This is a genomic window from Neobacillus sp. YX16 (assembly GCF_030123505.1).
GTDB lineage: Bacteria > Bacillota > Bacilli > Bacillales > Cytobacillaceae > Neobacillus.
In genome coordinates this window covers 265,775-290,139 of record NZ_CP126115.1, presented here as the reverse complement: position 1 = coordinate 290,139, position 24,365 = coordinate 265,775, and the positions used below count along the sequence as shown (strand labels likewise).

The window sequence follows — 24,365 nt, the reverse complement described above, 5'->3', positions numbered from 1 at the left end:
TCGTTAAGGATGATTAAGTTGATTGGGATTTTTTATGCAAAAGATGAGCTGGGGAGATACTTTAGGAATGTCAAACATGACATTGAGGTAATGATTGACACGCTTGCTGTGAATGGCAAGTTAGATAACTCAATAAAATTGAAATTTGATTTTGGTAACTTTGGAGTAGCAAGTTATGATATACCTGGAATAGGGAAAAATACAATTATTGCTCATAGCAAAATTGGTAATGATTTCTTCAAATCACATTTGGAAGTTTTACCACACGAATTTGCTGCAAAAAAATGGGTTCCAGGAATGTCCATGGCATCTTATGTTAGTTCCAGTAATATTGAATATAAAGAGAATAGTCAGGTAAAACGGTCAAAAAAATTGCCAGAAGCAATTACAATCACTGAAGGAGAAGGACAAGAAAAGAAGCGGATAAACTATAGTCTCCGAAACGTTGATACAGAATACAAAATTATTGCATATATATATGAGAAGATACAAAATAAAATTAAGGAAGTACAGGGTTATACACCAACAGGTAAAATAAATATTTATACTGAGTTGGCTGTTTGTCCTAGCTGCGAACGGATTATAAAAGAATTTTCCGCTAAATACTCTAAAATTGAAGTTAATGTCTTCTACAGACAAGTACCTACAAAGGGGGGAAAATAATGGAGTATACACAGGATGATATAAAACGTACAGTGGAGTATGAATTTTTAGACGTTATTGAAGAACCGGATAGCACAGTAGGTCCTACGATATCAATTGTTTTAGAAGATTTAATATCCTTTTTTGGGTTTTCTAAAGGGTATTATTATGGCTTGGCCGCTATATTTAATCTTCTCCAAACTGAGAAATATGAAAAGAAAATCACAGATAGCGACCGGGAGCCAATAGAATTTCTTTTATCGGAAATTTCCAGATACCATAAAAATGGAGATCTCCAAGACAAAGACTGGATAATAAGTAATGAACAATTGATAAATTTTAATAATCGTATTATAAAAAGTAAGTTTAAAGAACAGAGTGATGAAAACACGGATAACAGAAACATGAATATAGAAATAAAAATTTTCGATAACAAAACCCTAGATCTCATAAAACTAAAAAAGGTCAACTTCGGTAAAGAGATTAAGTTTTCTGGAGAAAAATTAACAGATTTTCAAGGTTCCATAATTGTTAATCCAATACCTCCTGATAAAATGGGGTCTGCATAAATAAAAAACTTAATTGTTAGTGTGAACACGCTTTAGATCACTAAAAACCATAAGGCACCCTAACAGGTGCCTTATTAAGTGTAGATTCATTGCTGTCGTCATAGAGGATTCTTACAGTTTTCTTTTATTCACTTTTGAGAAAAAGAACATTGTTATTGTATTAAAAAGTGATTTCAACAACTTGAAACGACCTTTTTAATCCCAATCTTAGATATTCTAATATTATCGCAAATCTACATGTCGCTTACATTTTGTACACTGGTAAAGATTAGTTTCAACTTCCCGGTGCTTCTTTAATTTTCTACATGTTTGACAACTTAGCGTCACGTATCTACCATTGAATTCATTGTTATCCTGGTTATTACCAACTAAGACCAACTCCTCTTCCTCATCTTCCATCCCTACAGTGTAAAAGGCATATGCCAATATCACAGTCATACCGCCAGTAATATAACTGATCCAGCTCATGTGATGTCCTCTCTTCCGCTCAAAACGTAGTTCAGTTCACCATTATTATTAACAACAATCACTCGGTAAGCTTTTTCTGTGCAATACTCCTTTTGCATCTCTGAGACAAGACTGACATCATTAAGTCCCTTTTCAATTAGTACTGTAGCCAGTGTCGTCGGCTTCATATTGCATGCCGTTGCCAGTCGGTTCAGTTTAAAAGCTTGCTTGTTCGTCAGCGATACGTTCACCCTATGAACCCTCTTTCCACCAAGCCCCTTCCCCTCTATCATTAGAAGACCTCCCTATTGTAATGTTCATGACGATTGACAATGTCAAGCCTGTTACAGTGGTACTGTGGAATCTTATTGGGAGGAGGTATTACTTACAGACTATTATTTTAATACCACCACCCTCGCTTCGTTTGACAATCTTAAGTGGTTCGTTGCGCCGATGTAAATCTGCGAAGATCAATTCCTTAACATACCCACTAAACTCTATCTTTTCTTTTTCTAGGCGCTCTAAAAACTCTTTCTCCTTTTGATTGGTTATATTAAAAGAAACTGATTTTACTTTTTTGTTGCTCATGTTTTTTCCTCCTTTATCTCAATTACTAAATGGTATGAGCGCTATGACCTATATATAACTATCTATCACAAAAATAGTTTGATTTTTTTGTGAGTAATATTGTTAAAGGAATAACAATGAATTTTGTCGAATTATATGGTGAGGTGTTCATAATGTACAAAAGCAACATTGGGCAATTAATCAAGCAATCACCGTTTAAAAGGGAATACATAATGAAAAAGCTAGGGGTATCTGCTAATACATTGTCAAATTGGAGCACTGGAAAAACCTTACCATCGCTCGATAAGGCTTTTCAATTAGCCGACTTTTTAGGAGTTAAGGTGGATGATCTCTATGAACGAAAAGTGGAAGAAACTGATTCAACAATTTGAGGAAAATGGATATACTCCTAGAGACATTCAAATGATAGTCCATTTTTACAATGTAACAATGGAAACCGATAAAATATTGAAGAAAATGTACGAGGATGAAAAGAATGAACGTACTGATTCAGATTTTCTACACCACGAACGACAATAGTGTGCTACGGAGGGGAAATTATCCATTAAAGAATAGGAAACCTGATGAAGTAGCTTATGACTTTTGGAAGTGGATTAAAAAAGAACACCCATATCCATGTGAACTTGAAAAGGTAATTGTAAATGGAGAGGATTTAACCCTGCTGGTTAAGAACCTGGAGAAAGCGGCTCATGAATGAGTGGCTTTTTATTTTGCCACCAAAATATCCAAAACTTGAAGTAGGAGCTGATCACGGCCTTGCTCCAAATGAACACCAACAAAGAACCCTTCGATAATCTCGAAAGGTTTTTTCATTCTCTATTTTCAATATTTTATTGACACTGTGAACAGCTGTCTACTTCCCATTGATTCCACAAAGGATTTCCATTGTGTACATAAGGACATCCATCTGAAAAGCACTTCCTATAATAACTTCTGCCTGTCCAATACTCACAACACCATAATTGCGTATAGTGACACGGGTTAGAGTAACAGTTATATGGATTTTTCATGGTTTCACACCACTCCCTTTTTTATATAAAATATGGACAATGTATATAAAGGGAGCATGTCCTAAACAAAACGGGCATTCTGCCATAATCTACAATCGACACCGACAACATGCTGATTAATACCAACAGCTTTTTCATCACTTTATCCCCCTAATCGTGCTTATTGATTTGGTAATACACCAGAGGCAGCAAAAGAAATAGCATTGTTTAGGCTAAAAGAGGCACTTGTTCAAAAAAACATAGGGAAAGGAATTAGTTTTAAAAGGTGCTGGATTTGCTTTATACCGCAATAAGAATTAGTAATAGAGCCCTCTCCGATGAGATGGGCTTATTCTTATTCTAGACAATATAAAAAAGAAGCTAAGTAATAGCCCCTTCTACTATACCTAAACTAAATACAGTGCGGTATAATTTTTTCCATACTGTGTCTCATAGATCACCTTTAAACTTTTCGATAATACTTTATAAATTGAACTTCTTTCCATGTTGGAATGGTTGGGTCCCAGGTAAATTCAGACACTCGACTTGTTTTGCGTAGAGATTCTATCTTATTGTTCACGTCTTCCTCTGTTAGAAAAAATTCAGCTTTTCCACCGCAATATCCAGGTTTTATTCTATGGTAGTCAAATTGAAGGATATATACTTTTCTATCATCACATAAAAATTGCCTAAATTCAGTGGTTACTCTCCATTCTTCTCCCTTATGTAAGTTCCTATCTATTATCGTGGGTATTGTCCACATCTTAGTTGGAACTGGTCTGTTGACCGAAATAATAGCTTCAGGTCCGCTTTTCAAAGAATAGATTTCCCCACCAGCCACTCCTAAAACAAATTGCTTATCTGCTTGATATACCTCCATGAAATACCTCCTTCGGTTTTCCATATAAGCATAATCGTTAATTAACTTGCATGCTGCTTTGCATGTTACAATATTTCAACATCTTTATTAACCTTGAACAGTAAAAAAACAGCCATATCTTAACCGGTTCAGTATGAACTGGCACACAAAAAGGCACCGTAATTAATCACGGTGTTTTTTAATGATTTTATTTTCTTATTCAACTAAAGCAATTGTTAGCTTAAGTTCACAAATCTATGTTACTTGGACCTTCATACCCGTTTAATTCTGGTTAGTTTTATTATAAAATTATGCTTTTATTCTATACTGTTCGTCCACCCCTATCCATTACTAACACATATACTGTTAATAACATAATGTAGTGGAGGTGATTAAATGGGCTTAAGAATTTGTTGTCCAAGTTATTTTTTTAACCAAGCGAGCGATACCATAACTCTTTTACCAGCAACTCCAACTGTTGTGATTTCAGTTCCTGTTATAACTACGTTACCAAATGAACGAGTAAAAATAGATGCAATGGTCGAGACTGTTGTTAGAGCACTTGAACAAGCTAGCCAATGGGGTTTTACTATAGCCTTCAATCTCAGGCGTGATGCAACTGTCCTCACATCTGTTAATTATGGAGAAAGAGGAAATATGAAATTTGTAGGTGAACTCGGCAGTGTCATTGACGCTATTACATTAACGTGGACAGATGTACCTCTCTTACCCGGCACCTATTTATATAACATAGAAGTTACACGTGGTGATGAGACACAAGAAGATAATATTGACTTCGAGATAGTTCTAGATAGATCAATCAATGCCATTGTTTTCCACCAGTAACCCCTTAACAGTTCTAAAAGTAAAAAAAATCACCAATCTTTATGATAGGTGGTTTTTTATGCTTTCTATGTTGTTGCTTACCATATTTTATACTATAATACCTTTTTCTTGTGGGAATGCCCTTAAGTCACGAAAAAAGGTCAGGTGAGTCGAGTCGATCCATTAACTTTATTTAACTAAACTATACCTTTAGCTGAATAAGACCTACATAAAATAGTGTTTATTCTTCTTGGATTAGACTCTTTCCAACAACCTCCTAATTCATGCAAAACATTTCCGTAGTATCATTATAATGAGGTGATAAGTATGTTTATTAGCCCAATGCTACTTCATAAAACGGATGAACCATTCAATCATGATGATTATGTTTCAGAACTGAAAATGGATGGGTTCCGACTTATCTATTCCCATATAGAAGATAAAAAGCTTTATACGCGCCATCATACCGATATTACCACTCGTTTCCCTAAACTTTTGAACCTGGACATACCTAAAGGAACAGTTCTGGATGGTGAGGTAGTAGTCACAGATTCTTCTGGCAAACCAGATTTCGAAGCAGTAATGAGTAGGTTTTCAATCTTCAATTCAGACAAGGTAAAATATATGGCGAAGCATGAGCCTGTATCGTTCGTTGTATTTGACGTGCTGTACCAAAAAGGCGAGAAGGTAACCCACCTGCCGCTTTATGAACGAAAAGAAATCCTCGATGGGATCATACCAGTTAATACGCCCATTCTATCTAAAGTAATGAGCATTGAAAGCAACGGCGTAGCCCTCTTTGACCTCATTAAAGAGCAAAACCTCGAAGGAATTGTCCTAAAGAAGAAGGACAGCACCTATGAAATTGGGAAACGATCACACTCATGGCTCAAGGTGATTAATTACCAATATGCTAATGTGGTTGTTAACGGGTACCGGAAAGAAAAATTTGGATTGCTTTTATCATATGAAGATGGAAGATATGCGGGGATAATGGAGTTAGGTATGCCAAAAGAAGAGAGAAAGAAAATCTACCAAATGCCAAAGAAAGACGAGAATGATAAGTTTATCTTTATTGAACCTAAATCATGTTATGTTAAATATAGAAATATAACGAAGACCGGTCTGCTAAGACTGCCATCCTACGTTTCATTTAATGCATAAAGAATGCCTTTCACTAATGGAAATGCCTTTAAAAAGTTTCATCCATATCTACTTACGGATTAGGTATGTTACTTCCCTTTATGTCTACTAATCACCATTTATTATTGGCAAAACAAAAACTCCCCGATTTCCTTTGTAATCGCGATTCCGCTTTTACAAGTAATCAGAGAGTTCATCGAAGTCTAATGGTTTCACATGGTTTCTTATCCAATTTTCAACATCCTCCACTGGAGGTCTAGTTTCGTGATCAGCCACAGTTAAAGCAAAATCAAATAATTCATCTTCCGACGCGCTCAATTCATATCCATTCAAAACTAAAAATAAATCTGTAGAAAGTATCGCTGCTCTTTTATTTCCATCTGAAAAACAATGAGACGTAATAATGCGATGAAAATAAACCGCAGCCTTTAGGAATAGTCCAGGGTATTCTTCATGTGTTCCAAATCCCGCTTGTGGGTCAAACGCACGTCTTGCAACGCAGTTAAAATCCGCGTGGTATGGTGCGCCACCTCCGAATTCTTTGTATCCCTTTTTATGAGCTTCGATAATATCCTCTAATGTTAAATACTCAATTTCAGACATTAAGTGCGGGAAAGCCTTTCTAGTGCTTTGTAGTTGTTTTGTATGGATCTTTTTAGGATAGCGTCTCTAATTTCGTTCCGAGTTAATTTCTTTTTTTGTTGAAGTTGTTGCATTGTCTTCAACTCCTTTTCAGCTATTGCCATGTCTTCTTCCCCTACTTCTTTTTTGTTCTTTTCTGAATTATCAGACAGATTGTCCCGATTAGAAGAATCTTGTTTCACGCTATCACCCCCTTTTAGAGATTATATTCTCTATCTTCGGAAGGTAGCACAAGATTTATACATATAATACCATACACGGTGGAATTTGTGTTGAACAAATTTCGCAAAAAAGTAAAAAAATGTTACAAAACGAAAACGAAGATAGAATATACTACCTTCTATTCCCCTTTGCATATGTCTTTAAACGCGCAATAGTTGCAGCCATTCCGCATTGCGATAAAAAATCCCTTTATCTTTCGCGGTTGCAGTTTATCAACGAATCTATCTTTTTCCAGTTAGAAACTAAAGTTTCCAATCTAACTATTTTGGACCCAATTTCATTTATACCGCATTGTCAAGAGCAACCATGCTCCTTCGTTCCTGTGAGCTAACGATATGCGTAAGCGTATCCCCCAATAGATATCAATAAAAGTAGAAACGAAAAATTTGCTCTGTTTTCATTGGTATCAAATGGTATATCCTCCACTCCAATTAATAATAATAGAATGGTGGTGATAGATATGACAACTGTTAAGAAACGTTTCAAAGAGTATGTTGGAGAAAAGTTTGGTAGCTTGAAGATTATTGAGTATTATTCAGAGAAAACAGATACAGGTAGTTACCGTTATCGTTTCAAATGTGTCTGCGACTGCGATCCAAATGAAATCGTTGATAAGGAAGCTCGACACGTTGTATATGGTAAGACAGATACATGTGGCGGCTGTAACAAGCGAGATTTCGAAAAGCATATTGGTGAACGATTTGGAGATTTAGTCATTGTTGGTTTTTACTCCTTCAAAGATAAAAACTATTATAGATATTTGTTCAAATGTATTTGTGACTGCAATCCAGACGAAACAGTGGATAAAGAGGCTCATAACGTGATAAGCGGTAAAACTCAATCTTGCGGATGCAAGCAAGGAACAAGAGATCACACTCCTCTGCTGGGAGTGAAATTCGGAAAATTAGTTCCAAAAGAAGTAGTACGGCACCGTTTAAAAACAAAAGTAGAAATCAGATACTTATGTCAATGCGACTGCGGAAATCCTGCGTTGGTTTCAGTAAAAAAATACGACCTTGAAAATGGAAATCGAACACATTGCGGGTGCGAACACTTTCCCTCTAATCGTTATACGGATCGTTTTTACGCGATTTTCCTTAACCACTATCACAGCTCTGTCGTTAAACGTACAAAACAATTAGGATTTACAGATATTATTTCCTTTGAAGAATTCAAATACTTCATCCAGCTCCCTTGCCATTATTGCGGCGATCCTTTTAGTGCCATGCTGAAAGACCGGGACTCAGGGAGGAAATTGCATGTACTTCCAGAAGCCGCGATATGGGTGAATGGCTTGGACCGTGTCGAAAATAAAAAGGGGTATATCATAAATAACGTAGTGCCTTGCTGCACACATTGCAATAAAGCGAAAGGAGAACTTTCCTATGAAGAATTTCGTGCTTTGATTTTGAAAATATATCAAGTATTTGTAGTAAACGGTGGGGTAATTCCTAAATGGAAACCGCATATTCCAATTGAGGTGACTCCCATTTCACATCCTCCCCGACCTGATAGAACCTATACACCCGATGAAATGATTGGAAAGACGTTTGGATGGTTAACCGTCCTTTCCTATGAACGCCACATTCGACCAAGTGGGCAATCGTATATTAAATTACATTGCCAATGTGTTTGCGGAAACCCACACACGGCAGATAAATATGAGGTAAATAAGGGCAACACCATTAGTTGTGGATGCTTTAACAGCCTATTTATTAAAAGCAAACACCAAGACAGGGTTACAGCTATCATGACAAACTTGTATAAAAAAGTAAAATCCCGTTCAAAAAACATTCTTGGATTTAACGATGTTCTCCCTTTTGAAGCATTCTGTTCTTTCATTACTCAGCCTTGCTTCTATTGCGGGGAGCCACACAGCAATGTGGCAAAGGATTTGAAAGATAATAAAACTGGAAAGCCCAGAACGGATACCATCGTACTCTATAATGGTCTTGACCGAAAAGATGGAACAAATGGCTATACGGAAGAAAATGTTGTACCATGCTGCAAGAATTGTAATGTGGCAAAATTCGAGAAAAATATAGACGAATTTCGCCAATGGATCAAACAGGTTAATGATTATTGGAATGAAAAAGTAGTGTTTACGGCATAGATTAAATTCTCCACTAAAGTTTATATTTCCTTCTATAACTAACTTCCTCAAAGAAAAGGCTGCAACTGTTATCAAGTCTAAGGTGGAAATTCCTTGAATTTAAAAGGCTCTTACATATTAGATATGTATAATATATGCCTTTGACTTTGAACCATGCAGGATAGTGTTTCACTTGGATAGGGAGCAGGATAACTCTACTCCAACACCTATCAAGGTTACACGACCCTTCTTCAAAGAAAAGGGACCGCTAAAGCTCATATATTATACATAGTGGACATATTTCATTTGGTCCGTTTAATGTGTAAAAGATTTTGAATTTCCACCAAAAAGGCGTACATATTGAACATTATGTACGCAGATTTTTATGGTCTAGTTAACCTATGCAGCCCATTCTTTTTCAACTAACGCACCTTTTAGTTTACTAAGAAGAACTGTAACAATGATGGCAACTGTACCAATTTCTTTGGCAGTGATTACAACAATAGGTAACGGTATTACAACCATAACTATGGTTGTAACTGCTGTTAGTATTCTGATTGTAATTAAAACCATCGACCTTTTATCCTGTAAATTTATATACTTCAAATAAAAAATCGACCTAAATGGTCGACTCATATTACTCTGTACTTCCATTTCAATGACTAAGCTGATCCTGACGTTTCTTAGCCCTTATTAACGTGCTTTTACTTATACCGGTTATATCCTCTACTTGATTGTAAGAATTGGTTTCAAGGAGCTTCAGTGCATGCTCTATTTGTGCCTTTTTAAATTTCCTTGGTCGCCCCTCTCTAAAATCCTCACGCTGCCTTGCCAATGCTTTCCCTTCCTGGGTTCGTTCAACTATCATATCTCTCTCGAACTCTGCGAAGCCGCTCATAATTGTTAGTATCAGTCTCCCTGTGGGCGTGTCTTCAACTAGCCCCATATTAAGGACGTGTACCTTTATGCCCCTTTCGAATAGCTCTTTTACTGTTTTGATCGCGTCTACTGTAGAACGTGCGAAGCGATCTAGCTTAGTTACGGTCAATGTGTCGCCTGCTTCCAGCTTCGCCAGTACCTCCTTAAATTTTGGTCGGTCTGCTTTCGTCCCTGTGAATTTCTCCGAATAGATAACTTCGCAGCCTTCATTCTTTAACGCCTGAAGCTGTGATTCTAAATCTTGCTGTATCGTGCTTACTCTGGCATAACCATATTTCATAGTGATTAACCCCCTTTTTGCATATATATTTATGACACTAAGTTATGACACCGTTGTATACACTGATACTACCACACTGGAAAGATGTAGTCAAAACTTTTAAGTTATGACACTTCCGTGAGTTGATAGCATATACAGATTTAATTATATATGTTGGAATAGCACTTACCTATTTAAATAGAGAAGACGCATGAATATATTTCATGCGCCTCTTAGGTTCGGAAAAAGTTCTTCAAAATTGTAATTGGATTCAATATTCAGGCTGCCTTAATCATTATAAATTACCTATAAAAAAATTCTACGTCTCTGACTCCTATAAAGATAGGCGTTAATTTCAAAACGATTTTATCTCAACTCATCATCCAAGGGTACAATGACTTCATCTAATGTCTTTCTCCACTGACGCTTCATTTCTGGTCCGTATTTCAATGGTTTTGCATCTGGATGTACGGCTTTATACTTATCAAATTGCTTGCTGTTGATGATTCCCCCAATATTCGGAATAGGGTCTGTTCCTAGCACATATTGAATCGCGGATAAATGCAGCTCATTTTCTTCCACAAACCAGGTATTCGCAAATTCTTCAATCGCTTTATTATAGGATTCAGTAAAGAAGTGTCGTTTCACTACAAGAATATCTTCCTCTGGATCTATTTCTTTGGCATCAATAGCGTTTAAAATCGCACGGTACACGTCTTTAACAATTTCTGATTTCTTCAGTTTTTGAAGTGCTTTTTCGATCTCGTCACGGATATTTTGATTATTGGCTGAGTACGTTCCTAATAGTCGGTCAATATAAGTTGAGTCAATATCATAGATCTTAATCGCATTTTCTCCATAGAATTCAATGTCTGAAAAATCTGGACTCGGTCCACCTTGGTCCCCTTCATCTACTAATGAACCCTTAACCGTGTTGTATACGCCAATATATTCTTCTAAGGTCTTCACCTGTTCTTGAAGTGCTGCTGATTTTTCCATATCATCGTTGTAATCATCATACGTAACTAAAGCTTCGTAGGCATTGTTTAATTCTTGGAAAGCTTTCACAAATTCAATCCGGATTTCAAGAGGTGAGTGCTCGTTAATATCGATTGGATTTGGCACCAGTGTTTGCAATGTTTTGTGAGCCTTTTTGAAGCGTTTCTTCGATTCATCATAAGTTGGATAAACAAGATTAGATTCCTCTTGTGCTTCAGAATATAACTTCGTAGCGTCTTTTACATTTTTTTCCATTGTCCAAGGTTTCCGATATGTCACAATCAATCCTTTTGTCTTTCCAGGATAGGTACGATTAGTGCGAGAAAAGGCTTGGATCAAATTGGCATAGCTTAAATTACGATCCACAAATAACGTTTGAATCGTTGGTGCATCGAATCCAGTCAATAAGCGATCTACGACAATGACAAGATCAATTTGTTTCCCAAATTCTTTGAATTCTGCTTTTTTACGAGCTAAGCGATTGTTGATATCTCCATTATATCGTTCAATATCTTCTATCGACCAAGCAGTATGATAATAACCGTTATAATCCTTGATAATTTCTTTCATTTCATCTTGAATTTGTTTGGAACTATCTTCGTTTTCTTGCATCGAATAGGTGATGGCAATTCGTGGGAAATCCGGATCTTCAATCGTACGCCCCGTTCGAATTGGATGTCCAGCAAATTCCTTCGTCAACCATTCTGGATCTTTGGTCATTTCCTTGATTGCATGATAGTAACGTTTCGCCATATCAATGGAACTTGTTGTTAAAATGGCAGACTTTTGTGGGCGACCATTTTGGAAATCAAATTTGGTATAGGCATTATCCGGCCTAAAAATCTTATGAATGACTTTTTGAATATGTTCATCACTTTCGAAAGAAGATGGTTCAAGATATGCTTCCTTTTCCATTCCATCCATTTGATCGATGATGTTATTAATTTCATCATCACTAACATTGGCGTATTTTTCATTTTGACGCAGTTGCTTAAAAATATAATTATTTAATGATGTGGGTTCAATCGTATCTTCGTGCTCTACTTGGAACCCTAAAACAGCCCCATCATCTAACGCATTCTTAATGGTATAGGTGTGCAAGACTTCCCCATATTGATCATGAGTTGTGCGAGCTAATCGGCCTTTAGCTTGTTTCTTGTTTACATCAAATATTGGTGTACCTGTGAATCCAAACCATGTTGACTTCGGGAAAAATCCCTTAATCCCTTCCATTCCTTCTGCACTTAACGCACGATGGCATTCATCTACGACAAACACAATATGTTGCCCCAGTAATTTCTTAAAGCGCTGAGTGCCTTTTTGATCTTCTATTTTTTGGGCGTAGCGCAGGGCAGCTTCTAATTTTTGACGAGTGGTAATAATCACTGTATTGGAATTGGCATCAGATAGTAGGGTATTACTTAATTCCTTCGCACTTCCGGTTCCAAGAATCAAGCTATTAGACTTAGCATTACCAGAAGAAATACCGGTATTAAACTCAGAAGCAAATTTGGTGAATTCAGTTGTAGTTTGATTATCTAAGTCTTTCCGGTCAATGAGCATAATGGTACGATCCACACCTGGTTTGCGAGCCAATAACTTCGTAGAAACAAAACTTGTTAACGTTTTTCCTGAACCAGTCGCATGCCAAACATATCCGGATTCATGTTTCATGGCAGATGTAAACAAGGCTTCAATTGCATGAATTTGATACGGGTGTAACACCATTAAGGCTTTGTTATCTTGGTCCTCACTCACAATCGTATAGTTGGCAATCAAGCGATGTGCATCTGGAATATTTAAGACTTGTTTAACAAATTCATAGAGATTTTCTACTTTTCGATTGTCCGTTGTCCGCCAGCTAAAAACAAATTTCTTATGCATGTCTTTTGGCATCGCATTAGCAAAATAGCGAGTCGTTTGTTCATTCGAAATGACAAATAACTGAAGAGTAGAAAAGATATTATTTCTAAACATCCCTTCTTCTGCGTATTTCTTGATTTGATTATAGGCTTGGAATACCCCGTCTTTGGCACTGACCTGTTTCAATTCAATTTGAACAATTGGCAACCCATTGATTAAAAGTGTCACGTCAAATCGACGATTACGACCATCAACGCTTGTCCTTTGTTTCGCAATCTGATGAACAACTTCGTATGTAGAGATTCCACCCCCAATGTCTTGGTTGGAGTACAACACCAGCGACATTGAACCTAGGGAAACATCTTCACGTTCAATCGTAATGCGAGAGATTCCATTCTCCCCTTTGAGCCATCTAGCAGCATCAAAGGGTGTCTTTGTTTTCGATAGTAATTCAGTTTTGATCGTATCAAATTCTTTATCAGAAATGGGGTATTCCCCAATTTCTGATAAGTTATTTTGCGTAATCTTTTGACGCAAGTTCTTCCATAGGTCTTCTTCTGATTTTAAATCTGGACGATAATTCCACTGATTATGCCCATCCCCCAACACTTCAATCAGACGACGTTCCACTTCAGCTTCATCGTTATGTGGTATCTTTGTCATGTTTCTTCCTCTCTTCTATTCGCTTAGACAAACATCTTTTGTAAGAATGCTTTTTTCGTTTCTTTCAAGGCTTCTAATTCACGTTGATAAAGGATGATAGTATCGTCTAGTTGTTTGAAGAAGTTGCCGATTTTGGTTTGTTCCTCAAAGCTTGGTAATGAGATTGGTGTCTTTTTCCCACTATCAATTGTATATGTCCCAACAGTTCCAATTCCTGCTACATCCCGAATATACTTTTGGATTTTGTTATTTTTGAAAGAATAGTAGAAAAAATCACCTTCTATTCTGTGCTCATTTTTGAACCATATTATATTCCCATCTTTGAAGTAAATAGGCTCGTCATCAGTAACTAACATAGGTACTCCTATTGATCCAACACCAGTTACTAACAAATCCCCTTGAGAAACTTTCCCAGAGGTCTTTGAATATTCGTTATATTTATCAACTGATATATACAAATAGTCACTTGGTTCCTCATTTTTCGAAGCTGCTACTATATCTCTTGCCCTTAAAAATCTTACCCCTTTATCCGTCCAATCTGATTGGTGGATTCTCTTAACAGAGGTTACGTCCATTATTTCGCCCAACTTACAATGTTCCCAATCCCCAGTAAACCCTGGGAAACGAACATCAGGCACGGACTCCCCTTCTTTTGGGAACATTTTTTGCATGAATCCCTGTTTTGTTTGTTTAAGGGTGGTTAGTTCTTGCTGATAAAGAGCGATCGTTTCGTCTAGTTGTTTAAAAAAGTTACCTATTAAGGTTTGTTCTACTCGTTCAGGCAATATTATTGGAGTGTCTTTCGCCTGTTCAATGGTATAATGTGAGATTGTTCCTATATGAGTAATGCTTGAAATATATTTACGTAGTTGAGGCGTCACAAAAAATGAGTAAATAAAATACCCATCAATTTTATTTGCACTTTTAAGCCAGATCAAATCAGCATCTTTAAAATATAACGGCTCTTGATCTTCCACAAGGTAAGGAATCCCTATAGATCCTCCACCTGTTACTAATATATCCCCAGTTTGCACAATACCAGATTTTTTAGAAAGCTCGTCGTATAAACTATATGATATAAATGCTGGTATATTTTTCTTTCCATTAAAGTTAGACACTACATCACTTGATCTGAAAAAACGAACACCAGATGTTGTCCATTCATTTTTGTGAACTCGAGCTGCAGAACATATTTCAAGTAGTTCTCCCAACTTACGCTGTTCCCAATCTTCAGTAAATCCCGCAAATCGAATGTCTGGTGTACGTTTATTTTTCACGATTAAACACCTCTAGTGCACCTTTAATCCACTCTGCGTTTTCTCCATCAAATTGTAGCGAAGAAATCATGTCAAATAAACTAGATTCTAGTTCTGCTTTTTCTTTTCGAATGTCTTGAATTGCTGACCCAATTGTAGCCATATCAATAGGTGCTTCTTCCTCAAAGGTATCTACGTATCGAGTAATGTTCAAATTGAAATCATTCTCTTTGATTTCATCAAAAGTAGCGACGTGGGCATATTTATCAACATCTTCTCGCTTCTTATACGTTTCGACAATCTTATCAATATTTTCTTTGGAAAGTTTATTTTGGTTCTTTCCTTTCGTAAACTCATTACTTGCATCAATAAATAGAACATCACGACTTGTACGATCTTTCTTCAAGATTATGACTGTGGTTGGAATCGTTGTCCCAAAGAATAAGTTTGCTGGCATGCCAATTACGGCATCAATACTGCCATCTTCTAGTAATTTTTTACGAATCACACCTTCTGCAGCTCCACGGAACAGTACCCCATGCGGTAAGACGATTGCCATCGTTCCCGAATCTTTCAAATGATAGAACCCATGTAAAAGAAAAGCAAAGTCTGCTTTTGATTTTGGCGCTAACTTCCCGTAACGATTGAAACGAGAATCATCTAAGAAAGTATCGTCTGAAGACCAGTTTGCAGAGTATGGTGGATTCATAAGGACAGAATCAAAGGTATAAGGCTCATCTGTCGGCCAATCTTTGTTCAATGTATCCCCATTGCGTAAACGCATATCTTCTTTATCAACACCATGCAAGATCAGGTTCATCTTCGCTAGATTATAAGTCGTTGTATTTAGTTCTTGCCCATGGTACTTTACACTATCTGGATGGTTTATATAGTTTCGAATATTCAACATCAAGGAACCTGAGCCCATGGTTGGGTCAAATACGCTAAACAATTTTTTGTCTTCTTGACCAATTGCGGCAATACGAGCCATCATATCAGATACTTCATGAGGTGTATAAAATTCTCCAGCCTTCTTACCAGCTTCTGAGGCAAATTGACCAATCAAGAACTCATAGGCATCCCCAATGATATCGCCATTATGTCCTATCACATCGATATCATTAAGTTTCTTCAATACTTCTGTAATAGTAATGTTTCGCTGTTGATCATCTGATCCCAATTTTTTTGATTTCAAATCCACATCATCAAACAATCCATTAAATTGATCATATTTCGTAGCCAAATCGATAAAGGCCTTATTCAAGTCATTCAACTGAAAGGTGTTTTGTTTAGCTTGATTGGTTAATACATTAAATAAATACTCTGGTTCAATATGGTAGCCCAATGTATCCAATAACGTTTCAATCAAGTCATTTTTTATATCTTCATCTGCTAATAAATCCATATATAATTGAGTTTGTTTTTCTTGTGTGTTGTATTCTTCTAGAGATTCATCTGCAATTTCAACTACTTTTTCTAATAACTTATCAGATAAGTACTTGTAAAAAATCAATCCTAATAAGTAGTTTTTGTATTCTGATGCATCCATTTTGCTTCTCAAATTGTCTGCAGCACTAAATAATTTTGAGTTTAATTCAGCCATTTTGTGTTCCTCACTTTTTCTATTGTTGGTCTAATTGCTTCAATACTTCTAAATATAGTTGCTCTTCAAGTTCTGCTTGTTTCTTTGCCAAAGCTTGACGCTTTCTCAAAAAGAAATAAGCTTTTCCAATCGTCCGTTGTTTCTCAATACTAGGTAGCTTGATTTCCAACTCTTTTAAAATCGCTGGAGTTAATTTAGGTACAGTACTTCCTTGCATGGAAATTGCCATTTGCTTTTTCATTGAGTATGATTCATTCAACGCATAACATAAATAGCTGCTATCCAATTGATCATGTTCAATAATGAGTTTTGCAAAGTTTTGGTTAATGATCTTCCTTTGGTTTAAGTCACTCACTATCCCAGCTTTTGAACTAACAAAGCTGAAAACAACATCTCCCGCACTGCTCAAATAACCGTTTTTATCACTTGAATTTGCACTATAAGTACTAGCTTGTGAGTCTAGAAAGGAGCCATCTAAATCATTCATTAAATCCTCGTATGAATAAGCAATTAAAGTTAGATCATTTTTCTCGTTTCCTCTAGAAAGGTTTCTTCCTATTTTAACTGTTACGATATCTTCAAGTTTCATATCCCGCCCTCCTTAAGAAGTATTTCTTTAAAATTACTTAATCTCAACTACGATAAATCATATCACTCCGAAAATATCCCGTCAACATTTTATATGTAATTTTTAAGAATTACACAAAAATTGTACATTCCGCTCCTTAATGTACTCCAAAACCTTAGCGATTATAGCAGGTGGCTGGCGGTTACTTCCGCTTCATTCTCCACCCTTAAAAACTTAGATACAATCATTATTGCTAAAAAAATAGAGAGAAATGCAATCATTATGACTGTACTCCTCTCCATTACAAATTCTTTATTAGGTTTCCGAAACAGTTATTAATTTCCGTCCATATTCTCATATATAATATATTTGCTACAAAAGCTTATAAAAAATATATTAAAACATTCCAGACAGTAATTATCACTGATAATACCAAGGTTTTTGTAGTAATGACAGCAGTATAAATCTAAGCAAATTCTTAACATTTTTCATGCTTTGTAGCATTCTCTTCATACCACAAATATAAACGCCGATTATGCCACTTTTCATCTGCCGCTCTTCTTCGTACTGATTGATATGGGACCTCAAACATTTCGCTGATTATCCTTAAGGAGACTTTACTACGATGTCCAGCATTAATAAACGTATTTCCTATAACACTCCAATTGTATCTTATCCTCAAATGAATTCACTCCTTACGTAAGGACTAATTGGTCCAAATGATGCAGGTTCATTATTTTCAACAAGGCTGCCGAGCTACCTGCGCTATAGGTAATCGGCAAACCTTACACTTAGTGTTTTTATTAATGCATTATTAATTCTCCTCTTCAAAAAGGCAAATCTTCATTGATCACTGTTCCATTTTGAAATGGGTCGCCACCAGCATTGGCAGAGAAACCTTGGGGATCATCTTCTTTTTTCTTGCCAATAAAAGTGAGACTATCTACAACAACCTCAAAAGTAAAGTTCTTTTTCCCGTCTTTCTCATAGCTGCCTGTTTGGATATGCCCTTCAATCCCAACCTGGCTTCCTTTTATCAAATTGTTTCCCATTAATTCAGCAGTTTTAGAGAATGCCAGAAGGTTCATAAAATCTGCTTCTTCTTTTTTAAATTTGCGATTAACCGCTAATGTATTTCGATAAAAAGCTGTTCCAGATTGAGAGTATTTTAGCTCTCCCTCTTTGGTAAGACGTCCGATTAAATTAACTGTATTCATTTATTTTTCCCCCGTTGTTTTAGTTTCATATTTTGACTTTTGTATTGCGCTTGTTGTGACCGCTGTTGTTTAAGATAAAATAATTGCCTTTGCCACTTTAGTCAAAATGATTATTTCAGTACTTTCTCAAACTTTGCCTGTTCCCTTCCCTTTTGCTTCTGCCCCCTTAAAAGGTACTTTCCTCGCTTTAAAGCCATTGCAAATATTTCTGTGTCCTTTTGAAGTAGTGTGTTGATTTCTTTTGAGGTCAGTATCACTAAGCATCGTTCCAGCTGAATCCGGTAATGATGGTCTTCATTTCCCATGTTTCATTTCTCCTCCTTTAAGGAAACATGTCCGTCTGCGCGTTATCTGTCCCCAATCCCCCTTGGAACACTAAGGCTAACCACTTTAAGGACAGGACTATAAAAATAATTGACAAATATACGATTTTTTTAGAAAAAGCCGTCATCCTACCGTTTTTCCTACCCGTTCAGCCTTAGAAACAAAAGCGTTTGGGACCATTGGTAGAAAAAGTAGGAAGGGAGGAAGGGAAATAATGTATTACTACAACATCCTTTGCTAAGAAAATTATAATTTTGCATTTACATAAAATTTATTTTCTCATCCTACTTTTCCTACGTACCCTACCTATAGCCAAATATCATTGATATAACAGTATTTTCAGAGGTAGGACAAGAAGGAGTTTAGGAAGTTTCTTTTTCTACCCGTCCTACCTAACAGGCTTTACAGAGAAGTCAAACCCTAATTCTTTAACAATTTCTTGATTCAGCGGAACCCCTTGTAAATTATTCCCTGCTTTTTTAATTTGCTTGTAATCTACCTTTTTGCCCTTGGAATCGAAACTAAAAGTAAAACCTCTTTTCCTCCATTCGGAGCGTGTCATCTTCATTTCTGGTCCCAGGAATTCTTTTAGATATGCAGGGGTTAGTGACAGTACCTCATCTTTAAATATGGCCTTAACTTTTTTTTTAGGATGATAGCAATAAAATATTGCTTCACGGTCTGAATCTAAATCCTGCAACAATTCCTCAAGCAACTGTTTGGGCTTATCAATAGACTTATTCTCTTGGGCTATTTCATCGAATAATTCATCTAATAGGCTTAATTCAATATTCATGTTTAGAAGAGCATTTAGTAGTCTGCCAGTAAAATGTATGGTTGCATAATACAGTGAAAGCCTTGTGAGAACTTCGTTACCAGCTGCCTTCTTCATATAATGCTCACAAGTTACTTGAAAACTCGGTAGTAGTTCCTCTTTATTCACCTGATACTTTCTTATGAATTCTACTCCAATTGTTCCATAATTCGTTTCTATAGCTTTATACAAGTCAGTAAAGAAGGAGTGATCTACACCTTCAAAAGGGCTATTAGTAAGGCTTATAATACGTGCTGCAGCTCCACCCGCCTTTGCTGCATAATCTGTCAACGGGACTTCTCCAGTCGTTATCATTATGCTCTTCCAGGTAGACTCCCTTTGCGAACCACTTAATGAACCCCGCCCCTTTGACCTCCCGCCACTGAAGGTATAAACAAAGGATTGCAGTAGCCCTTCATCGGCTTTTCTGGAATCATCAAGTAATAAGGGAAAACTGTTTAAAAATGCTGCCTTTCGTTCTATACTTACCTTAGTGGCATTAAATTCGTTGATTAGCTGCTGTGTGCCCCACACACTTGCAGCAACCCTTAATACTGTAGTTTTCCCCTGTGATGTGCTGCTGGCTATATCTACCGTGAAGGGATCCACCTTCAAATCATGCAGCAAGATACTGGCAAAAGAAGACAGGACGAGAAACAATGCTCTCGGATGATTTTTTATTTTGGCGAAAACCTTGTTTTTCCATTCGTCAATTGTGCCTGATACTTGGAACCCGTCGTGTAATTGTTTCTCTCCATGATCGCTCGGGAGGATTTCAAAATCACTCCCTAATAACGGATGTACAAAGTGATCTTTAATTTGTCCTAAGCGTTCCACCATCTTCCCTCTCGGAATTTCATTGAAAGCCAGGACAGTATCAAAATATTGAATTAGTAACCTTGCATTGATGTCGTTACAGGGGAATCCCTTATCTGCTAACAGCATCATTTCTTTTTTTGTTGCTAGTGCCCCGCCCGGAACTAGCTCCGTTAATGTCCTTCCATTATCCTCCCACTTGATTTCATAAAAGACCTGTGGCTGCTCCATATTATGTAACTCTCTTTTGATATAAGGAACATGGCGAGCAATCATAATATTTTTTTCATCAATAGTCCCATCACGATTAACCTTTTCTTTAACCATGTATAAGGCTTTACCTAAAGCGTTAAAAGGATATGGAATGGCATCAGATGTCCTGCTTTCTGGTTTAGAATACTGTTTTTTTCTTATGGTGTTACTGGCTTCCAGCTTAAGTACTGATTTCACCAATGCGTTTATTTGGCTTTGTGGAAAATCCGTCTTATCGTAAACAAAATGTTTATAGATAAGGTTCATTGCCCTTCTTAAGGTTTCTTCTGTTACCCCGCTCGCCCACAACCGCCTTGCAAAATCATAAAGGGTATTATTCCGGTTTCCCAGGCTTTTAAATGGTATTGGGAAACAATAATCCTTAGTCTTATTGCTATTCCATACTGGCTTCAGGTAATCGGGCAGCTCGTCCAATTTTTCTAATGACTGGGTGATGACCAATCTCCCTCTAGTGTTTTTTGTCGGCCAAACGATATAACCAGATAAAGGCGGTTTAGTGTCAATCATTATTCCTACTGCACTGTAAAACTTCGATACCTGGCTTATCTTCGCCTTATCGGTTTTGGAGAAGATAAACTGAAATCCATTTGGGGTTTTTATTGCATGATGGTTTACTTCCTCGGTTTCAAGTAAATCTCTAAGCAATGAACCTGCCTCAACATCGTCTACATCAATTACAATCCTGCCGGCTGGAATAGTTGCACCTATCCAGTGGTCACCTCCTAGTGCCTTTTCAATCTCTTCGTTGGTTAGATCGGCTTCATCCTTCCACTTTCCAAGCGGTTGCTTAGCATTACTGTAGTCTTCATTTCCCTTAGCGTAGCCTTTCAACTTTATAAGTTTAGAGCCAGGTAAAAGTCTTTGTATTGTATCTTTTACTTCAGAATTTAAATATATTGCTCCAACCATTATTTCGCCCCGATTCTTTCTATTTTATAAATATAAATCTCTTTTCCTGTTTTCCACTGACCACCTATCAACGTAAACCTGTACTTCTCTTCTATTAAAAACCCACTTTGTACCGACCCTCATTCGAGGAAAATTCGGGTCACTTAAAAAGATTTTTTCCACTGTTGGCCATGAGAGAGAAAGCAATTTGCAAAGCTGCTTTGAATCCAATAGCAATACCTGTAATTCAAATTTATCTAAACGTTTCTGCACTTCGTCTAAATAGATTTTTTTAAGATGTTCATCATCCATTTTTATTTCAATCAAAACTATCACCCCTCCTTAATTTTCATGATTACATCTAATATTTCTTTTTCTTTCGCTTTTGAAAGCTTACTCCTGAACCATCTGTATAGAGTGCTTTCACTTACATTGAGTTTTAAAGCTATTTCTGAATAAGGGATGTTCCCTCTTGCTCTTTTTAGGTCCCCGTTAATCTTCAAAAAATTTTGCCTCCATTCTCGAATTGCTTTTTACTTCTTCTTCTTCTATAATCAATTTATCAAGTTGTGTTACAAAATTATATTAAAAAACAGCTTTATTTCGTAACAGATTTTCAAAAGGAGGTATTTTAATTGTTTTTTTTGGATGAAAAAATAATGAGCGCTATTCCGTCAATTTCTTTATGTAGAAGTGATGGATACATTGTGGGAGATAACGAGGAAGTATTAAATATCAAGAAAGATACTGATGATGAAAAGAGAAAAGTACAAGGCCCGTTGCAAAAAGAATTTAATAGATGGCAAAGGTACTTTTCAGCAGCTGATGAAGAAATGGTAGGCGGCTTTACAAGAACCTATATATATATAAAGCTTGAAGAGAATAGAAGCTTGGAAGGTATCGCGAATAAATTTTCCAAGATTAAAAATATTGATCAGTTAATTGATTTTGCGTTTACATACGGAAATTTAGGACTAACTCTTGAGCAAAAGAATATTGATATTTTTGAGGGTCTGAAAAAGCACCTAGGCACTGATTATTCTGTAACATATTGGGATGCATTCGCAAACGTAACACCGGGGTTTACATATTTCGAACCAATAGAATTATGGTGGTATCAAATTGAAAAAGTTAGAAAAGTACTAAAGCTATATCGAGCATTGTCACGATTAAATAGAGGACTAAGTGCAGAAATAGAGGATACAATTTTAAGAATCAGAGAACAAGCATACAACAACAGGCAGAATGGTTATCACATAGACTGGTACGATGGTACCCCTACACATGTATATGTCACAGATGAAGAATCATCGGACTTTATTAAAATTGGGCGCCAGGTTCTGCGAGATTCCATTCAGCGCTATGCATCAAAAGGGTTAGTAATTAAGGCAAGCGAAATTATAGAAACCGAAAAGAGTGCTTTAGGTTTTTATGTTTTAGAAAAGAAGACAACCGAATATTTAATCACCGCAATTTATTACGATCTATGGAAATTAATTAATGCCAATATGGTAGTTGAAATTTGCCAGAATCCCAAATGTCAGCTCCCTTTTATAAAAGTAAAAAGAAGGAAACATTGTTCTGATGCATGCAAACAGGAAGCTTATAGAATAAGGAAGGATGATTCTTGATCCTCCTAAACTATAAGTAACCTTTTCAATCTTTAAGAAAACCAAAGGAGGTATTTTTAAAATGGCAAAATTTAAACAACGTGGAAAAACATGGACCTATTATGTTTATTTAGGGATTGATCCGCTTACTAAAAAACGGATTGAAGTATCAAAAGGTGGTTTTAAAACACAAAAAGATGCGAAAGCAGCTGCTCGCCTCGTTGAACTTCAGAAAGATAATGGAACCTTCACAAAGGAATCGAATATGCCTTTTGAGACCTTCGCCCATGATTGGTTAAAGAGCTATACCCGCAGCGGAGTAAAGGTGAGCAGTGTAAGAGCTCGAGGAAAAGAAATGAAACATTTTATCTCTGTATGGGGTCCATATCCAATTAGTAAGATTACAAAGAAAATGTATGAAGAACGGATCTTAGAATTAAATGAGAAGTATAGCCACAACTATATGGACGGAATTCATGCTTGTGGACGGATGATATTTAGGAAAGCAGTCACACAGGGATTAATGAAAATCAACCCTACTGAAGACTTTAGGATACCTAAAAAGCAACTGACCGTTGAGGAATTGGAGAAAGAGGAAGAGGACATTATCTTTCTTGAAAAAGAAGAACTTGCTCATTTTCTTAAATTAACTAAATCTGATGGGCTCGAAATGGACCAAATTATCTTTTCAGTACTTTCCTATACTGGAGTAAGAATAGGGGAATTATTGGCTCTAAAATGGACTGATTTTGACGATAATCAAGGAACTCTAAGGATTACCAAAACACTTTATAACCCTACAAACAATTTTGAAAAATATGAGCTGCTAACACCCAAAACAAGCGGCTCCGTGCGGACTATCAGCATAGATGAAATGCTAATCGGCATGTTTAAGAAACATCGGATTAGACAGATCGAGATCAAATTAAAGAACAGAATCATTTACCAGGACAATGGATTTATCTTTGCTCGTGAGGATGGGCATCCACAATTAAGGAAAGTGGTTGAGACTAGGCTAAAACGGCTGCTGAAGAAAGCAGGAATTGAGAAGAATATTACTCCTCATTCATTCCGCCATACACACGCATCGTTAATGGTTGAAGCTGGAGCAAATATTAAAGAGGTCATGGAACAGTTGGGCCACACAGACACAAAAACAACAATGATTATTTATACGCATGTTACTCAAAGCATGAAAGAAAAGACCTCTCAACAGTTCAGCAAACTGATGAAAGGCCTTCTCCTATAGTTGATA

27 protein-coding genes are annotated in these 24,365 nt (G+C 36.6%); 10 read left to right on the top strand and 17 right to left on the bottom strand.

The genetic code is table 11. The annotated features are described in order from the left end of the window. Window positions 1–18 precede the first annotated feature (18 nt). Together QNH48_RS01570 and QNH48_RS01565 are read left to right on the top strand one after the other, a co-directional pair. On the top strand, window positions 19–663 hold the full coding sequence (locus tag QNH48_RS01570) for a deaminase domain-containing protein (protein ID WP_283953477.1): 645 nt from the start codon (window positions 19–21) through the stop codon (window positions 661–663). Next, window positions 663–1,211, top strand: a complete 549-nt coding sequence (locus QNH48_RS01565) for a hypothetical protein (RefSeq protein ID WP_283953476.1) — start codon at window positions 663–665, stop codon at window positions 1,209–1,211. Before QNH48_RS01570 ends, QNH48_RS01565 begins: the two co-directional genes overlap by 1 nt. Before the next feature lie 222 nt (window positions 1,212–1,433). On the opposite strand, the gene QNH48_RS01560 is transcribed toward QNH48_RS01565, so the two are convergent. From QNH48_RS01560 to QNH48_RS01550, 3 genes are all read right to left on the bottom strand, one after another. Then, window positions 1,434–1,679, bottom strand: a complete 246-nt coding sequence (locus QNH48_RS01560) for a hypothetical protein (RefSeq protein WP_283953475.1) — start codon at window positions 1,677–1,679, stop codon at window positions 1,434–1,436. Continuing rightward, window positions 1,676–1,909 carry a hypothetical protein gene (locus QNH48_RS01555; RefSeq protein ID WP_283953474.1) on the bottom strand — a complete coding sequence of 78 codons (234 nt, stop codon included), beginning with the start codon at window positions 1,907–1,909 and terminating at the stop codon, window positions 1,676–1,678. The genes QNH48_RS01560 and QNH48_RS01555 overlap by 4 nt, the downstream gene beginning before the upstream one ends. Before the next feature lie 130 nt (window positions 1,910–2,039). Beyond that, window positions 2,040–2,246, bottom strand: coding sequence for a hypothetical protein (locus QNH48_RS01550; RefSeq protein ID WP_283953473.1), 207 nt, complete (start codon window positions 2,244–2,246; stop codon window positions 2,040–2,042). Between the two features lie 212 nt (window positions 2,247–2,458). Here QNH48_RS01550 and QNH48_RS01545 point away from each other — a divergent pair, with 212 nt between their 5' ends. Genes QNH48_RS01545 through QNH48_RS01535 form a run of 3 tightly spaced genes read left to right on the top strand, consistent with a single transcriptional unit; the run spans window position 2,459 to window position 2,943 of the window. Further along, window positions 2,459–2,617, top strand: a complete 159-nt coding sequence (locus tag QNH48_RS01545; protein ID WP_283953472.1) for a helix-turn-helix transcriptional regulator — start codon at window positions 2,459–2,461, stop codon at window positions 2,615–2,617. Beyond that, window positions 2,580–2,765 (top strand): hypothetical protein, encoded by a 186-nt coding sequence (locus tag QNH48_RS01540; protein WP_283953471.1) that lies wholly within the window; start codon window positions 2,580–2,582, stop codon window positions 2,763–2,765. Before QNH48_RS01545 ends, QNH48_RS01540 begins: the two co-directional genes overlap by 38 nt. Continuing rightward, window positions 2,722–2,943, top strand: coding sequence for a hypothetical protein (locus QNH48_RS01535; protein WP_283953470.1), 222 nt, complete (start codon window positions 2,722–2,724; stop codon window positions 2,941–2,943). The genes QNH48_RS01540 and QNH48_RS01535 overlap by 44 nt, the downstream gene beginning before the upstream one ends. A 755-nt stretch (window positions 2,944–3,698) precedes the next feature. Here the strand turns inward: QNH48_RS01535 and QNH48_RS01530 are convergent. Then, window positions 3,699–4,115 (bottom strand): hypothetical protein, encoded by a 417-nt coding sequence (locus QNH48_RS01530; protein WP_283953469.1) that lies wholly within the window; start codon window positions 4,113–4,115, stop codon window positions 3,699–3,701. Window positions 4,116–4,490: 375 nt separating this feature from the next. On the opposite strand from QNH48_RS01530, the gene QNH48_RS01525 reads away from it, so the two are divergent. Both QNH48_RS01525 and QNH48_RS01520 read left to right on the top strand, forming a co-directional pair. Further along, window positions 4,491–4,940 (top strand): hypothetical protein, encoded by a 450-nt coding sequence (locus tag QNH48_RS01525; RefSeq protein WP_283953468.1) that lies wholly within the window; start codon window positions 4,491–4,493, stop codon window positions 4,938–4,940. A gap of 306 nt (window positions 4,941–5,246) precedes the next feature. Then, on the top strand, window positions 5,247–6,083 hold the full coding sequence (locus QNH48_RS01520) for an ATP-dependent DNA ligase (protein WP_283953467.1): 837 nt from the start codon (window positions 5,247–5,249) through the stop codon (window positions 6,081–6,083). A gap of 153 nt (window positions 6,084–6,236) precedes the next feature. On the opposite strand, the gene QNH48_RS01515 is transcribed toward QNH48_RS01520, so the two are convergent. Together QNH48_RS01515 and QNH48_RS01510 are read right to left on the bottom strand one after the other, a co-directional pair. After that, a complete protein-coding gene (locus tag QNH48_RS01515; RefSeq protein WP_283953466.1) occupies window positions 6,237–6,665 on the bottom strand; it encodes a type II toxin-antitoxin system death-on-curing family toxin in 429 nt (142 codons plus the stop codon). Further along, on the bottom strand, window positions 6,665–6,886 hold the full coding sequence (locus QNH48_RS01510; protein WP_283953465.1) for a hypothetical protein: 222 nt from the start codon (window positions 6,884–6,886) through the stop codon (window positions 6,665–6,667). The genes QNH48_RS01515 and QNH48_RS01510 overlap by 1 nt, the downstream gene beginning before the upstream one ends. Before the next feature lie 500 nt (window positions 6,887–7,386). Here QNH48_RS01510 and QNH48_RS01505 point away from each other — a divergent pair, with 500 nt between their 5' ends. Beyond that, the gene (locus QNH48_RS01505) at window positions 7,387–9,039 is read left to right on the top strand and encodes an HNH endonuclease (protein WP_283953464.1); all 1,653 of its coding nucleotides are present in this window, start codon (window positions 7,387–7,389) and stop codon (window positions 9,037–9,039) included. Window positions 9,040–9,417: 378 nt separating this feature from the next. On the opposite strand, the gene QNH48_RS01500 is transcribed toward QNH48_RS01505, so the two are convergent. From QNH48_RS01500 to QNH48_RS01450, 11 genes are all read right to left on the bottom strand, one after another. Then, the gene (locus QNH48_RS01500) at window positions 9,418–9,591 is read right to left on the bottom strand and encodes a hypothetical protein (RefSeq protein ID WP_283953463.1); all 174 of its coding nucleotides are present in this window, start codon (window positions 9,589–9,591) and stop codon (window positions 9,418–9,420) included. A gap of 82 nt (window positions 9,592–9,673) precedes the next feature. After that, on the bottom strand, window positions 9,674–10,237 hold the full coding sequence (locus QNH48_RS01495; RefSeq protein WP_283953462.1) for a recombinase family protein: 564 nt from the start codon (window positions 10,235–10,237) through the stop codon (window positions 9,674–9,676). Between the two features lie 345 nt (window positions 10,238–10,582). Next, window positions 10,583–13,741, bottom strand: coding sequence for a type I restriction endonuclease subunit R (locus tag QNH48_RS01490; RefSeq protein WP_283953461.1), 3,159 nt, complete (start codon window positions 13,739–13,741; stop codon window positions 10,583–10,585). Between the two features lie 23 nt (window positions 13,742–13,764). Beyond that, window positions 13,765–15,018 (bottom strand): restriction endonuclease subunit S, encoded by a 1,254-nt coding sequence (locus tag QNH48_RS01485; RefSeq protein ID WP_283953460.1) that lies wholly within the window; start codon window positions 15,016–15,018, stop codon window positions 13,765–13,767. After that, window positions 15,008–16,600 carry a type I restriction-modification system subunit M gene (locus QNH48_RS01480; protein WP_283953459.1) on the bottom strand — a complete coding sequence of 531 codons (1,593 nt, stop codon included), beginning with the start codon at window positions 16,598–16,600 and terminating at the stop codon, window positions 15,008–15,010. Before QNH48_RS01480 ends, QNH48_RS01485 begins: the two co-directional genes overlap by 11 nt. Before the next feature lie 19 nt (window positions 16,601–16,619). After that, window positions 16,620–17,189 carry a restriction endonuclease subunit S gene (locus QNH48_RS01475; RefSeq protein WP_283953458.1) on the bottom strand — a complete coding sequence of 190 codons (570 nt, stop codon included), beginning with the start codon at window positions 17,187–17,189 and terminating at the stop codon, window positions 16,620–16,622. A gap of 806 nt (window positions 17,190–17,995) precedes the next feature. Beyond that, window positions 17,996–18,385, bottom strand: coding sequence for a single-stranded DNA-binding protein (locus QNH48_RS01470; RefSeq protein ID WP_283953457.1), 390 nt, complete (start codon window positions 18,383–18,385; stop codon window positions 17,996–17,998). 110 nt (window positions 18,386–18,495) lie between these two features. Then, window positions 18,496–18,690: a hypothetical protein gene (locus QNH48_RS01465; RefSeq protein WP_283953456.1), complete on the bottom strand. Its 195-nt coding sequence runs from the start codon at window positions 18,688–18,690 to the stop codon at window positions 18,496–18,498. 407 nt (window positions 18,691–19,097) lie between these two features. After that, the gene (locus QNH48_RS01460) at window positions 19,098–21,521 is read right to left on the bottom strand and encodes a DUF927 domain-containing protein (RefSeq protein ID WP_283953455.1); all 2,424 of its coding nucleotides are present in this window, start codon (window positions 21,519–21,521) and stop codon (window positions 19,098–19,100) included. A 24-nt stretch (window positions 21,522–21,545) separates the two neighbouring features. Continuing rightward, window positions 21,546–21,827 carry a DNA-binding protein gene (locus QNH48_RS01455; RefSeq protein WP_283953454.1) on the bottom strand — a complete coding sequence of 94 codons (282 nt, stop codon included), beginning with the start codon at window positions 21,825–21,827 and terminating at the stop codon, window positions 21,546–21,548. Window positions 21,828–21,832: 5 nt separating this feature from the next. After that, window positions 21,833–22,003, bottom strand: a complete 171-nt coding sequence (locus tag QNH48_RS01450; RefSeq protein ID WP_283953453.1) for a helix-turn-helix domain-containing protein — start codon at window positions 22,001–22,003, stop codon at window positions 21,833–21,835. Window positions 22,004–22,135: 132 nt separating this feature from the next. Here QNH48_RS01450 and QNH48_RS01445 point away from each other — a divergent pair, with 132 nt between their 5' ends. Both QNH48_RS01445 and QNH48_RS01440 read left to right on the top strand, forming a co-directional pair. Next, window positions 22,136–23,131: a hypothetical protein gene (locus tag QNH48_RS01445; RefSeq protein WP_283953452.1), complete on the top strand. Its 996-nt coding sequence runs from the start codon at window positions 22,136–22,138 to the stop codon at window positions 23,129–23,131. A 61-nt stretch (window positions 23,132–23,192) separates the two neighbouring features. Then, the gene (locus QNH48_RS01440; protein ID WP_283953451.1) at window positions 23,193–24,359 is read left to right on the top strand and encodes a site-specific integrase; all 1,167 of its coding nucleotides are present in this window, start codon (window positions 23,193–23,195) and stop codon (window positions 24,357–24,359) included. Window positions 24,360–24,365 lie beyond the last annotated feature (6 nt).